The organism is Amycolatopsis sp. MJM2582, assembly GCF_000754115.1.
In the GTDB taxonomy this organism is placed as follows: Bacteria; Actinomycetota; Actinomycetes; order Mycobacteriales; family Pseudonocardiaceae; genus Amycolatopsis; species Amycolatopsis japonica.
On the sequence record NZ_JPLW01000001.1, the window covers coordinates 1,772,018 to 1,784,849 of the forward strand.

Here is a 12,832-nt window from a genome sequence, read left to right on the forward strand (position 1 = left end):
CGCCGGTGAACTGGGTCGACGTACTGGTGATCCTGCTCGCACTGCTGGCGGGCGTGTCCGGCGCGTTCCAGGGGGTGATCATCGCCCTCCCCTCGCTGGTCGGGGTGGTGCTCGGCGCGCTCGCGGGGATCAAGATCGCGCCGCTGATCGTGGAACTCTTCCAGCATCCGGCGGCGAAGGTCGCCTTCGCGGTGGCGACCGTGGTGTTCCTGGTCGCGCTCGGGGAGACCCTCGGGGTCTGGGCCGGCCGGAGGCTGCGGCAGAAGATCAACCCGGACAAGCTTTCCGGCGTCGACAAGACGCTGGGCGCGGTGGTGCAGGCCGCCGTCGTGTTCGTGGTCGCCTGGCTGATCGCGACCCCGCTCACCGCCGTCTCAGGCGTGCCGGGGCTGGCGAAGTCGATCAACAGCTCGGTCGTGCTCGGCGGCGTCAACGACGTCATGCCCGAAGCGGCGCAAGGTTTCCCGAGCGAACTGCGCAAACTGCTGGACGCCTCGGGCTTCCCGTCCATTGTGGACCCGTTCCAGAAGCCGAACGTCGAGGACACCAGCCCGCCGGACACCGCCCTGCAGGCGAGCGCGATCGTCAAACAGGTGCACCGCAGTGTGGTGAAGATCCGCGGCAACGCGACCTCGTGCTCGCGGGCGCTGGAGGGCAGCGGTTTCGTCGTCGCGCCGCAGCGGGTGATGACGAACGCGCACGTGGTCGCGGGCACCGACGAGGTCGCCATCGAGTCGACGTCCGGCAAGTTCCCGGCCAGGGTCGTCTACTTCGATCCCGAGGCCGACGTGGCCGTGCTCGCGGTGCCGAGGCTGCAGGCCCCGGTGCTCCCGTTCACGCCGCGGGTCGCCCGCGCGGGCGACAACGCGATCGTGCTGGGCTACCCGCTCGATGGCCCGTACACCGCGACGCCGGCCAGAGTGCGCGGCCGGATCAACCTGCGCGGACCGGACATCTACGAGTCCAACACCGTGCAGCGTGACGTGTTCACCGTGCGCGGGCAGGTCCGCAGCGGGAACTCGGGCGGGCCGATGATCAACCCCGACGGCGAGGTCATCGGAGTCGTGTTCGGTGCGGCCGTCGAGGATCCGGAGACCGGCTTCACGCTGACTTCGGAGCAGGTGCGGCCGGTGGTCGAGACGGCTCCGGCGCTGAGCGCGAACACCTCGACCGGGCCTTGCGCTAACTAGCGGCTTCGCGCCAGGAGGTCACGACCTCTTCCACGTCCAGCGGCCGTGCCCGCAGCACCGGACCGCCCGCCGGACGCCGGTGCTCGGCGCGGATCCGTTCGTTCAGGTCCTCGACGATCTCCCGCACCCGCGCCTCACGACGTACACGAGCCAAGGTGTCCGGCAGATCGTCGAGTTCCTTCGCGATCGCCAGCGAAGGCGGCAGCAGCGCCGAAACGTCGTGCCCCTCGGCGCGGACCTTGTTCACCACCCACGCCAGCGCGGTGTCCTTGCCGCCGGTCTTCGGCAGCGGTTTCCCCGCGCCGGGAAGGTCGTCGAAATCGCCCTTCGCGGCGGCCGCGCTGACCTGCCTGTCCACCCAGGACTCGAACGACACGCCCGTCGGTTTGCGCTCGGTCATACGTCCAGGGTACGGAAAAAGCCCAGCAAAGCGGCCGACGTGCGGTCCGGGGCCTCCAGATGCGGGAAGTGCCCGATGCCCGGCCAGCGCTCGAGACGGGCGTCCGGGGCCCAGCGACGGGACGCCGCCGCGGTGTCGGGGAGGACGCACCGGTCCTCTTCGCCGTGCAGCTGCAGCACGCGGGGCGCGAAGCGGCCTCGCAACGCTTCGCCGAATCGGCGTCCTTCGCCGCGGAACTGCGCGCGGAACGCCCATCGGTAGTACTCGAGCGCGCTGTGCGGCACTCCCGGCACGAGCATCGCCTGCCGGAACGCCCGCACGGCCTCGGCGAACTCGGCCGTGTCCGTCCACTGTGGACCGGACCAGGCGCGGAACAGCTCTTCGACGGCGAGCGCGTCGTCTTTGACCAGCCATTTCTCCGGCGCCATCGGCACCTGGAAGCGGAACAGATGTCCCGAAGCGCGCAGCTGTCCCGGCCGCCGGACGGCGCGGCGCAACGCCAGCGGATGCGCGCCGCCCAGCACACTGACCGAGGAGACCAGCCGTGGGTGCAGCGCGCCGACCGTCCACGCGAGCATGCCGCCCCAGGCATGCCCGACGAGATGGGCCTTGCGCGCGCCGAGCGACTTGATCAGCCCGCCGACGTCGCCCGCGAGGGTCCAGGCGTCGTAGCCGCGCGGGGGTTTGTCGGAGTCGCCGTAACCGCGCAGATCCACCGCGACCACACGGAAACCGGCCTCGGCGAGCGCGGTCAGCTGGTGATGCCAGGTCCACCAGAACTCGGCGAACCCGTGCAGCAGCACGACCAGCGGCCCGTCGCCGAGTTCGGCGACGTGCAGCCGGATGCCGTTCGCCGAGACGTCACGATGGGTCCACGGGCCGTCGATCCGGACGATCGACGGATCCGGTGTCGCCTGCACCGACTCGAAGATCGTCAGCCGCGGTCCGCGGGCGCGTCGTCATGACGCGGCTTGAACGCGGCGGCGGTGTCCTTGAAGCTGTTGATCGTGCGCTCGGGCGCCTTGATCTTCTTCACCTTGCGGTAGCCGAGGAAACCCGCGACCGCCGTCGTGGCGAGCATCAGCCCGAACACGATCGCGAACGCCGCCCAGCGCATCAGCCACTCCGACAGCAGCTCGCCGAGGAAGAAAAAGAAGAAGAACGAGCTGTACAGCCCGACGACCAGCGCGACCAGGAAGAAGATGGCGCCCTTGAGGCCCTTCTTCGCCTCCGCGACGACCTCGGATTTGGCCAGCTCGACCTCGGCGCGGATCAGCGTCGAGACGTGTTGTGTGGCATCGCCGACGAGTTTCCCGAGGGACTGCTCGCTCGCTACCACGTCGTCATCGCTCGACAGGGGGAGGTAGGGCACGGCCCCCACGCCGTCGGGGCCGGTACGTTCGTGCTTGGGGCTGCTCACACCGGTCATCGTGCCACGTGCCCCGATCACGGGCGCGGCGGACCGGCGAGTGTCGCATTCTCAATCTTCGCGCGCGTGCACGCGGCTGCGGTGCAGCAGCATCGCGGCGGCCGAAAGCGAGGCGATGGCCGAGGCGATCAGCACCGCCGCCTTCGCCAGTTCGACGGCCTCCCCGTCGAGCGCGAGATCGGCGATCAGCAGGCTCACCGTGAACCCGACGCCGCCGAGCATCGACAGCGCGCCGATGTCCCGCCAGCCCATCCCCCTGGGTTTCTCCGCGAGCTTGAACTTCACCGCGAGCAGGCTGGCGCCGAAGATCCCGATGAGCTTCCCGCCGACGAGCCCGATCAGCACGGCCAGCGGCAACGCGGTGGTGAACACCGCGCTGAGCGATTCGCTGTCCACCTTGATGCCCGCCGCGAACAGCGCGAACAGCGGTACCGCGACCGCGGCGGACCACGGCTGCAACCGGTGTTCGAGCCGGATCGCGGGCGGGTGCTCCTCGCCCTCGTCGGCGCGGACGCGGGTGAGCAGGCCGAGCGCGACGCCGGCGATGGTGGCGTGGATGCCCGCCGAATGCACCGCGACCCAGGTGATCAAGGCCAGCGGCACGTAGATCCAGGCGCTGCGGACGCGACGGTGCTGCAGGTACGCGTACAGCGCGAGGGCGACGACGGCGACACCCGCGGCGACGAGGTCGAACTTCGCGGTGAACAGGATCGCGATGAGCAGGATCGCGCCGAGGTCGTCGACCACCGCGAGCGAGAGCAGGAAGACCCTCGCGCTGCTCGGCAGGTTCGACGCGGTCAGGGCGAGCACGCCCAGGGCGAACGCGATGTCGGTGGCGACCGGGATGGCCCACGCGCGTTCGATGCCCGGGGTTCCCCAGCCCACGGAAAGCGCGACCAGGGCAGGCACGATCATGCCGCCGACCGCGGCGACCACCGGCAGGATCGCCTGTTTGAACCGGGAGAGTTCACCGACCACGAGTTCGCGTTTGAGTTCGAGTCCCGCGACGAAGAAGAACAACGCGAGCAGGCCGTCTTTCGCCCAGTCGCCGATCGTCAGATTCAGATGCAGGAATTCGGGACCGAGCCGGAAATCGCGGATGGCGCGGTAACTGTCGTCAATGGGCGAATTCGCCCACAACAGGGCGATCGCGGTGGCGCCGAGCAGGATCATTCCGCCGGTGGTCTCCGTGCGGAGATAGCGGGCGAACTCGGCGACGACGACTTTCGCGGGACGGTTCGGTCCGGACAAGGCAACCTCCGGTTTCGGCAACGACGAATACTGTTGCCGACCAGACTTCCCGGCGCACCTTGACACCATTTTAACGCCTGGAGCTGCGGAAATCTCGCGTTCATGACGGCGACCACAAGATCCATGCGGACGTCGGTGTCCCGTCCACATGCTGGGCTTCTAGCATGTCAACTGAAAACCGACAACGATGTCTTCGATAAGGACGGCATGGTGAGTACCTCTACCGAGGTCCAGCAAGACACGAGGTTCTTCGGGCACCCACGAGGGCTGGCGAACCTCTTCGGCGTCGAGATGTGGGAGCGTTTCTCGTACTACGGGATGCTCGGCATCCTCCCCATCTACCTCTACTACGAAGTCAGTCAGGGCGGCCTCGCGCTGCCGAAGGCCTCCGCGCTCGGCATCGTCGGCGCGTACGGCGGCATGGTCTACCTGTCGGCGGTGATCGGCGCCTGGGTCGCGGACCGCGTGCTCGGCTCCGAACGGACGCTGTTCTACAGCGCGATCCTGATCATGATCGGGCACATCAGCCTCGCCGTGCTGCCGGGACTGGCGGGTATCGGCGTCGGCCTCGTGTGCGTGGCCGTCGGCAGTGGCGGGCTGAAGTCCAACGCCACGGCCATCGTCGGGACGCTGTACGCCGACGGCGACGAGCGCCGCGACGGCGGTTTCACCATCTTCTACATGGGCGTGAACATCGGCGGTTTCGTCGGGCCGCTGCTGACCGGCCTCGCGCAGAGCGAGATCGGCTTCCACGTCGGCTTCGGGCTCGCCGCGTTCGGGATGGCGCTCGGCCTGACCCAGTACACGATCGGCCGCAAGAACCTCGGCGAGAAGGCGAGCGAGATCCCCAACCCGCTGCCCGCCTCGCAGCGGCCGCTGGTCTTCGGCGGCACCGCGGTGGGTGTCACGGCGATCGTGCTGCTCGTGGTGTTCGGCGTGATCAACCCCGGCAACCTCGTCGACGTCGTCGTCTGGGCCGTCGCGGTCATCTCGGTGATCTACTTCGTGGTGATCATCAGCAGCAAGAAGATCACCTCCGACGAACGCAGCCGGGTGTACTCGTTCATCCCCATGTTCATCGCGAGCGCCGCGTTCTTCTCGCTGTACCAGCAGCAGTTCACCGTGGTCGCGGCCTACACCGACGAGCGGCTGAACCGGACGATCTTCGGCTGGGAGATGCCGGTCGCGTGGGTCAACTCGATCAACCCCGTGTTCATCATCCTGTTCGCGCCGGTGATCGCGGCGATCTGGACGAAACTCGGTTCGCGGCAGCCGTCCTCGCCGATCAAGTTCGTGCTCGGCACGGTCACCATGGGCGTGGCGTTCCTGCTGTTCCTCCCGATGGTCGGCAGCGGCAAGAACGCGAGCCCGCTGCTCGCGCTGGCCGGCATCCTGTTCGTGTTCACCATGGCGGAACTGATGCTTTCGCCGGTCGGCCTCTCGCTGTCGACCAAACTCGCGCCGGAGGCGTTCCGGACGCAGATGGTGGCGCTGAACTTCCTGTCGATCTCGCTCGGTACGGCGATGTCCGGGAAGCTCGCCGAGTACTACACGGTCGACGACGAAGCGCCGTACTTCAGCATCGTCGGCGGTGTGGCCATCGTGGTCGGTGTGGCGCTCCTGGTGGCGACGCCGATGATCCGCAAGCTCATGAAGGGCGTTCACTGACGCGCTTCTTCCCGCGCTGACGAGCGACCCTCGGAGGTGCTGAAAGGGCCCTTCACCGCATAGGAAGCGGTGAAGGGCCCTTTCGCTGTCTTACGGCTCCAATCACGCGAGATCGCCGTCTGATCACGCGTGTCGTCCCTCCGATCACGCGAGATCGCCGTCAGCCGACGGTGGTCCCGAACAGCACGCCGACGTAGTACGTCACCAGCATCGTCAGCGCGCCCACGCCGACGTTCCGCGCGATCGCGCGGCCCGCGCGGGCGTCGCCGAGTTTCGCGCTGATGAACCCGGTCAGCGCCAGCCCGACCACGACGGCCGCCGCGCACGCCCAGACGCGGGCCGAGGTCGACGTCCACACGATCGCCAGCAACGGCAGCAGCGCGCCGACGGTGAACGCCACCAGCGAGGCCCACGCCGCCTGCCACGGACTGGTCAGATTGTCCGGATCGATGCCGAGTTCGGCCTCGGCGTGCGCCTGCAGCGCGTCCTTTTCGGTCAGTTCGCGGGCGACCTCGGCGGCCAGTTCCGGGGAAAGGCCCTTGCCTTCGTAGATTTGCGCGAGTTCCCGTTCTTCGGCTTCCGGCATCTCTTTCAGTTCACGCTTTTCCAGCCGCAACTGTGCGCGTTCGGTGTCGCGCTGCGTGCTCACGGAGACGTATTCGCCGCCCGCCATCGAAAGCGCGCCCGCGACGAGCCCCGCGATTCCCGCGGTGGCGATCGTGGTGGAGTCGGTGGTCGCGCCCGCGACGCCGACCACGATGCCCGCCACCGACACGATCCCGTCGTTCGCGCCGAGTACCCCGGCGCGCAACCAGTTCAGTTTGCCGCCCAGATCCGCGTGCGGTTCGTGGGGATGTTCGGTCGATACCGTCTCGGTCACCGTTTCAGTGAAACACGGAAAACGGCGCGAGGCGAGTGGAAACCGATTCGGTCAATTGAGGCAATCCTTATTCATTATTGCCTTACCTAAGTCTTCGGATAGATTGCCGGACATGGCAGAGGTGGTGATCCTGATCGGGTTGCAGGCGTCCGGGAAGTCGACGTTCTTCCGGCGGGTGTTCGCGGGCACGCACGTCCACCTCAGCAAGGACCACTTCCCGAACGCCAAGCAACGGCAGCGGCGCCAGCTGCGGATGCTCGCCGAGGCACTCGAAGAAGGCCGTTCGGTGGTCGTGGACAACACCAACCCGTCGCCGGAGGAGTGGACGCCGCTGATCGAGGTCGCGAGACGGCACGGCGCGCGCGTCTCGGGGTACTGGTTCCCGCCGGATCTCGAAGGTTCCCAAGAGCGTAACGCGCGGCGGAGCGGCAAAACCCGGGTGCCCGACGTCGGTCTGTATGCGACTCTCAAGCGGCTGCGGCGCCCGAGCGCCGAAGACGGTTTCGACGAGCTGTACACCGTCGGTTTCGACGGTGAAGGCGGTTTCGTCGTGGAGCGGGGGTGAGGCATGGACGCCGGTGATTTCGAGGCACGGCAACGGGAACGCGAGTGGTTCCACGGGCTGACCGTGCCACCGGGAGCCTGGACGGTGCTCCGCGTCGACGGCCGGGGTTTCTCCAAGTTCACCGAAGCGCGGTTCGAGAAACCGTTCGATCCCCGGTTCGCCGACTGCATGGCCGAAGCGGCGAACGCGTTGATGGCGGAGTTCGCTTCGCCTTACGTGTACACGGAAAGCGACGAGATCTCACTCGTGCTGCCTCCCGCCGCCGACCTGTTCGGCCGGGGCGTGGAGAAGCTCGTGTCGATCTCCGCCGGGGTCGCGTCGGCCGCGTTCACCCACGCGGCCGGGGTGCCCGCGCACTTCGACGGCAGGGTCTGGCTCGGCACGACGGCGGACGACGTCGTCGACTACTTCTCCTGGCGTCAGGCGGACGCGGCCCGCTGCGCGCTCAACGGCTGGTGCTACTGGATCCTGCGCAAGGCGGGGAAATCGGCGAGTGCGGCCGGAGCGGCCCTCGAAGGCGCCGGCGTCTCCGAGAAGAACGAACTGCTCTTCGCGCACGGCGTCAATTTCGCCGAAGTCCCCGCCTGGCAGCGCCGCGGCGTCGGGCTGTACTGGGAGTCCTACGAGCGCACCGGTTTCGACCCGGTGCGGGAGGTCGAGGTCTCCGCGACCCGCCGCCGCGTCCGCGTCAACCGCGAGTTGCCGATGAAGGGCGAATATCGCGCCTTCCTCGGCGAGTTGCTTCAGCCGATCGGTTCGGGCAGCCGCCGCACGGAGTAGGCGAGTTCGATCGTCTCGCCGGTCGCCGGGTCGCCCAGTTCGACGCGCCAGGAGTCGGCGAACTGGTCGACGCCATGCACCATCGGGATCGTCCCCGAGATCAGCACGGTGCCGGGGGCGTACAGATCGCGTTCGCGCAACACGTCCAGCCAGTACGACGGCGGCAGCAGTTCGGCGAGTTTCCCTTGCTGGATCAGGGTTTCCCCGGCCCAGGCGGACAGCGTCAGGTCGTCGAGCCGGTCCTGCACGTCGACGAGCCGCCAAGCCTTGGCGGCGAGGACGTCGGGGCCGGCGTTCTTGCTCCATGCGACGCCGTGCGCTTCGAGCGCGCGGTCGGTGTGGTCGCAGGCGGCGGTCAGGAGGACGTCCTCGGGCTCGGGGCCGGTGATGACGAGGGCCCATTCGGCCTCGCCGGAGGTCCGCTCGTGCTGCACCGGGACCTCGTCGGTCTGGCTCGCCAGGTACGGCGCGACCGGGTAGAGCGCCGGGATCACCGAAGGCGCGGGGACGCCGAGTTCGGCCAGTTCGGCCACGTGGGCGGCGACGTCCTCCTGGCTGCGACCGGCGTATCCGGCGTTCAGCAGCGTGTGGACCTCGGTCCGCCGCTCCTGGCCGTCGGGAAGGGTGAAACGCAGCTCAGGCATCTGTCCTCCGAGATTGGGGGTTGCGCATACAGCTTGTATACAAGGAGTATATCCGCAATTCAACCCCTCCCGGCGGGGTTGCGGACCTCCTACGGACGGATGTGGACATGACCTCACCAGCCGGTGACCGGCGTTCGTTGCACAAGGCCTTCGCGGCCAGCCTCTCGGGAACCGCGCTCGAGTGGTACGACTTCGCGGCCTACTCGGTGGCGGCCGCGACGATCTTCGGGCATCTCTTCTTCCCCTCGGAAGACCAGCTCGCGAGCACGATGGCGGCGTTCTCGACCTACGCCGTCGGCTACCTCGCCCGGCCGCTCGGCGGGTTCCTCTTCGGCCGCCTCGGCGACGTACTCGGCCGTAAACGCATCCTGGTCATGACGCTCGTGCTCACCGGCGTGGCGACGTTCCTCATCGGTGTCCTGCCCACGTACGAGACGATCGGCGGCTTCGCGGCGGTCCTGCTCGTGGCGCTGCGGTTCGCGCAGGGCGTCGGCATCGGCGGCGAATGGGGTGGCGCCGTCCTGCTGTCGAGTGAGTTCGGCGATCCGGGCAAACGAGGCTTCTGGGCTTCGGCCGCGCAGATCGGCCCGCCCGCGGGCAACCTGCTCGCCAACGGTGTCCTCGCCGTGCTGGCCGCGCTGCTCACCGAGGATCAGTTCAACAGCTGGGGCTGGCGGATCGCGTTCCTGCTGTCCGGCGCGCTCGTCGGATTCGGGCTGTGGATCCGGCTCAAACTGGAGGAGACGCCGGTCTTCAAGCAGATCCAGGAGCGGGGGGAACGTTCATCGGCGCCGATCTCCGAGGTCTTCCGCACCGAACGCCGCGCGCTCGTCGCGGCCGTGCTCATCCGCGTCTGCCCGGACGTGCTCTACGCGCTGTTCACCGTCTTCGTCCTCACCTACGTCACCACGCACACCGACCTCTCGCGCGGTGCCGGGCTGGCCGCGGTGATGATCGGTTCCGCGTTCCAGCTGATCCTGATGCCGCTGTTCGGCGCGCTTTCGGACCGGGTCTCCCGGCGCAAGATGTACCTGTTCGCGACCATCGCCGCCGGGATCTGGCCGTTCGTGTTCTTCCCGATGGTCAGTGGCGGATCGTTCGCGATGCTGGCGATCGGCATCGTGCTCGCGCTGGTCATCCACGCCGCGCTCTACGGCCCGCAGGCCGCGCTCGTCACCGAGCAGTTCTCGCCGCGTCTGCGCTACACCGGCAGCTCGCTGGCGTACACGCTCGCCGGCGTGATCGGCGGGGCGCCCGCGCCGCTGCTGTTCACGGCGCTGCTGGCGGGTTTCGACACCTGGCTCGCGATCGGGGCCTACTTGCTCGTGACCGCGGTGGTGACCATCATCGGTGTCGTGCTCGCCCGTGACCCGGACCGCGAGGAGGCCGCCGCCGTGGAGCCCGTGCGATGACGGCTTGGACACCGATGTCCACAGTGGAGGGTCTGTCGCTGATCGGCGGACAAGGCCGCTTCCGGACGCTCGCGACCGCGGAAGGCGGCCTGGCGTATGAGATCCACTATCCGGCGGGCGTCGCTTCTCCCGTGCACAGCCACGATCACGACAGCATCGTGTACCTGATTTCGGGTTCGCTGCGCGGCACGCTCGACGGTGAGGAAGTGACGCTCGAAGCGGGCGGCACGATCGTCCACCCGCGTGGCGTCCCGCACAGCGTCGAGGCCATTGTGGACAGTCAGTGGGTCGAGTTCAAGACCCCGCTGCCCGCACGGCCGCCGATCGCGGAATGAAAGAAACCGGGGCGGACACTGATATCCAGCGTCCGCCCCGGTCGGGAGGAAAGTCTCAGGCGTCCAGCTCGGCCAGCGCCAGCTTCGCCTTCTCCAGCTCGGCTTCGAGCTGAGCCACCTTCGCGGCCTGCAGCTCGCGGGCGGCGTTGATGACCTCGTCGATCGGGCCCGACAGGTCCGCGTGCAGCTCCTTGGCGGCGCGGGACACGGCGGCGGCCGGGATCTCCAGGCCCTTCGCGACCCACTTGGCGCCGTTCTTGAGCTCGGCCTGCCACTCGCCGTCGGCGGTGCCGGTGACCGTGAGGGTCAGCTCGACGGTGCGGGTCTTCTTCGCCGTCGTGGCGACCTTCGGACGGCCGCGCTTGGGCTTGGGGGACTCCGCCGTGGCTTCTTCGGCGGGGGTCTCCGGGGTGCTCGAAGCCTCGGGGGTCTCGGCCTTGGCCTCGGCCGGGGCTTCGGTGGTCTCCGAGGTGGTCTCCGCCTGCGGCGTCGAGTCGACGGGCGCTTCGGTAGCCGCTTCTTCGGACACGGCGTCAGTGCGTGTCAAGGCATCCACGGTCATCGTCGGTGTCGTCTCCTTGCCCGGGTATGGGGTGGTACCCGGCACATCCTAGAACAGGCGTTCGAGTGAGGCGAACCGGGGTGTGGTAGGCGTGTCGGATGCTATGAACGGTCCGTTCCTTGCGAAATTTGCAAGGAACGGACCGTTCATAGCGCTTGAGGTGGGGTTACTCCTCGGACTTGCCGGACTTCAGGCCCGAAGAGATCAGGTCCATCACCGACGAGTCGGCCAGCGTGGTCACGTCGCCGACCTGGCGGTTCTCCGCGACGTCGCGCAGCAGCCGTCGCATGATCTTGCCGGACCGCGTCTTCGGCAGCTCCTGCACGACCAGGATCTGCCGCGGCTTGGCGATCGGGCCGATCTCCTTCGCGACGTGGTTGCGCAGCTCCTGGACGGCCGCGTCGCCACCATCCACCGCGTTGCCGCGCAGGATGACGAACGCGACGATGCCCTGTCCGGTGGTCGGGTCGGTCGCGCCGACGACGGCGGCCTCGGCGACCGTCGGGTGCGAGACCAGCGCCGACTCGACCTCGGTGGTCGAGATGCGGTGCCCGGACACGTTCATCACGTCGTCGACCCGGCCCAGCAGCCAGACGTCGCCGTCGGCGTCGTACTTCGCGCCGTCTCCGGCGAAGTAGTAACCCTGGTCGGCGAAGCGGGACCAGTACGTCTCACGGAAACGCTGCTCGTCGCCCCAGATGCCGCGCAGCATGCCCGGCCACGGCTTGTCGAGCACCAGGTACCCGCCGCCGCCCTTGCCGACCTCGACGCCCTGGTCGTCGACGACCTTCGCCGAGATACCCGGCAGCGCCTTCTGCGCGGAGCCCGGCTTCGTCGCGGTGACGCCCGGCAGCGGCGAGATCATGATCGCGCCGGTCTCGGTCTGCCACCAGGTGTCCACGATCGGCGCCGAGTTCGCGCCGATGTTCTCGCGGTACCAGATCCACGCCTCGGGGTTGATCGGCTCGCCGACGCTGCCGAGCACGCGCAGCGACGAGAGGTCGTACTTCTGCGGGATCTCGTTGCCCCACTTCATGAACGTGCGGATCAGCGTGGGCGCGGTGTAGTAGATGGAGACCTTGTGCTGCTGCACGATCTCCCAGTGCCGGCCCTCGTGCGGCGTGTTCGGCGTGCCTTCGTAGACGACCTGCGTCGTCCGGTTCGCCAGCGGGCCGTACACGATGTACGTGTGCCCGGTGATCCAGCCGATGTCGGCGGTGCACCAGTAGACGTCTTCGCCCGCCTTGTGGTCGAAGACGTTGTGGTGCGTGTACGCGGCCTGGGTCAGGTAGCCGCCGGAGGTGTGCAGGATGCCCTTCGGCTTCCCGGTGGTGCCGGAGGTGTAGAGGATGAAGAGCGGGTGCTCGGAGTCGAACGCCTGCGGCGCGTGCTCCGCGGACTGGCCGTCGACCAGTTCGTGCCACCAGATGTCGCGGCCTTCGGTGATCGGCACCTCTTCGCCGGTGCGGCGGACGACGATGACCTTCTCGACCGATTCGGCGCCTTCGAGCGCTTCGTCGACATTGACCTTCATCGGGGCGGCCTTGCCGCGGCGGTACTGGCCGTCGGTGGTGATGACGATCCGCGCCGCCTGGTCGTCCACGCGGGAACGCAGCGCTGTCGGCGAAAAACCACCGAAGACGACACTGTGCAGGACGCCGATGCGGGCACACGCGAGCATCGCGACGATCGCTTCGGGCACCATCGGCATCTGGA

14 protein-coding genes are annotated in these 12,832 nt (G+C 68.2%); 6 read left to right on the forward strand and 8 right to left on the reverse strand.

Going from position 1 to position 12,832, the window contains the following annotated elements; translation table 11 throughout:
• Positions 1-5: 5 nt before the first annotated feature.
• Positions 6-1,190: a MarP family serine protease gene (locus ED92_RS08740; RefSeq protein WP_037335050.1), complete on the forward strand. Its 1,185-nt coding sequence runs from the start codon at positions 6-8 to the stop codon at positions 1,188-1,190.
• On the opposite strand, the gene ED92_RS08745 is transcribed toward ED92_RS08740, so the two are convergent.
• Genes ED92_RS08745 through nhaA form a run of 4 tightly spaced genes read right to left on the reverse strand, consistent with a single transcriptional unit; the run spans position 1,183 to position 4,270 of the window.
• A complete protein-coding gene (locus ED92_RS08745) occupies positions 1,183-1,590 on the reverse strand; it encodes a DUF1992 domain-containing protein (RefSeq protein WP_037335052.1) in 408 nt (135 codons plus the stop codon). The two genes, ED92_RS08740 and ED92_RS08745, sit on opposite strands and share 8 nt — an antisense overlap.
• A complete protein-coding gene (locus ED92_RS08750) occupies positions 1,587-2,510 on the reverse strand; it encodes an alpha/beta fold hydrolase (RefSeq protein WP_037335055.1) in 924 nt (307 codons plus the stop codon). The genes ED92_RS08745 and ED92_RS08750 overlap by 4 nt, the downstream gene beginning before the upstream one ends.
• 14 nt (positions 2,511-2,524) lie before the next feature.
• Positions 2,525-3,019: a phage holin family protein gene (locus tag ED92_RS08755; protein ID WP_125733162.1), complete on the reverse strand. Its 495-nt coding sequence runs from the start codon at positions 3,017-3,019 to the stop codon at positions 2,525-2,527.
• Positions 3,020-3,070: 51 nt separating this feature from the next.
• A complete protein-coding gene (nhaA, locus tag ED92_RS08760; protein WP_037335056.1) occupies positions 3,071-4,270 on the reverse strand; it encodes a Na+/H+ antiporter NhaA in 1,200 nt (399 codons plus the stop codon).
• Positions 4,271-4,477: 207 nt separating this feature from the next.
• Here nhaA and ED92_RS08765 point away from each other — a divergent pair, with 207 nt between their 5' ends.
• Positions 4,478-5,938, forward strand: coding sequence for a peptide MFS transporter (locus ED92_RS08765; protein ID WP_081975728.1), 1,461 nt, complete (start codon positions 4,478-4,480; stop codon positions 5,936-5,938).
• Between the two features lie 160 nt (positions 5,939-6,098).
• Here ED92_RS08765 and ED92_RS08770 read toward each other — a convergent pair whose 3' ends face one another.
• Positions 6,099-6,818, reverse strand: a complete 720-nt coding sequence (locus ED92_RS08770) for a VIT family protein (protein WP_037335059.1) — start codon at positions 6,816-6,818, stop codon at positions 6,099-6,101.
• Between the two features lie 112 nt (positions 6,819-6,930).
• Here ED92_RS08770 and ED92_RS08775 point away from each other — a divergent pair, with 112 nt between their 5' ends.
• Both ED92_RS08775 and ED92_RS08780 read left to right on the forward strand, forming a co-directional pair.
• Positions 6,931-7,383, forward strand: a complete 453-nt coding sequence (locus ED92_RS08775) for an ATP-binding protein (RefSeq protein WP_037335061.1) — start codon at positions 6,931-6,933, stop codon at positions 7,381-7,383.
• 3 nt (positions 7,384-7,386) lie between these two features.
• A complete protein-coding gene (locus ED92_RS08780; RefSeq protein WP_037335064.1) occupies positions 7,387-8,163 on the forward strand; it encodes a tRNA(His) guanylyltransferase Thg1 family protein in 777 nt (258 codons plus the stop codon).
• On the opposite strand, the gene ED92_RS08785 is transcribed toward ED92_RS08780, so the two are convergent.
• Positions 8,127-8,807, reverse strand: coding sequence for a DUF2848 domain-containing protein (locus ED92_RS08785; protein ID WP_037335066.1), 681 nt, complete (start codon positions 8,805-8,807; stop codon positions 8,127-8,129). The two genes, ED92_RS08780 and ED92_RS08785, sit on opposite strands and share 37 nt — an antisense overlap.
• 107 nt (positions 8,808-8,914) lie before the next feature.
• Between ED92_RS08785 and ED92_RS08790 the strand changes: the two genes are divergently transcribed.
• Positions 8,915-10,219, forward strand: a complete 1,305-nt coding sequence (locus ED92_RS08790; RefSeq protein ID WP_037335069.1) for an MFS transporter — start codon at positions 8,915-8,917, stop codon at positions 10,217-10,219.
• A complete protein-coding gene (locus tag ED92_RS08795; protein ID WP_037335071.1) occupies positions 10,216-10,554 on the forward strand; it encodes a cupin domain-containing protein in 339 nt (112 codons plus the stop codon). Before ED92_RS08790 ends, ED92_RS08795 begins: the two co-directional genes overlap by 4 nt.
• A gap of 55 nt (positions 10,555-10,609) precedes the next feature.
• Here ED92_RS08795 and ED92_RS08800 read toward each other — a convergent pair whose 3' ends face one another.
• Both ED92_RS08800 and acs read right to left on the reverse strand, forming a co-directional pair.
• The gene (locus ED92_RS08800) at positions 10,610-11,116 is read right to left on the reverse strand and encodes a DUF6319 family protein (RefSeq protein WP_037335074.1); all 507 of its coding nucleotides are present in this window, start codon (positions 11,114-11,116) and stop codon (positions 10,610-10,612) included.
• 166 nt (positions 11,117-11,282) lie between these two features.
• Positions 11,283-12,832 (reverse strand): acetate--CoA ligase (gene acs, locus ED92_RS08805; protein WP_037335076.1); only part of this gene is annotated, 1,550 nt, incomplete at its 5' end.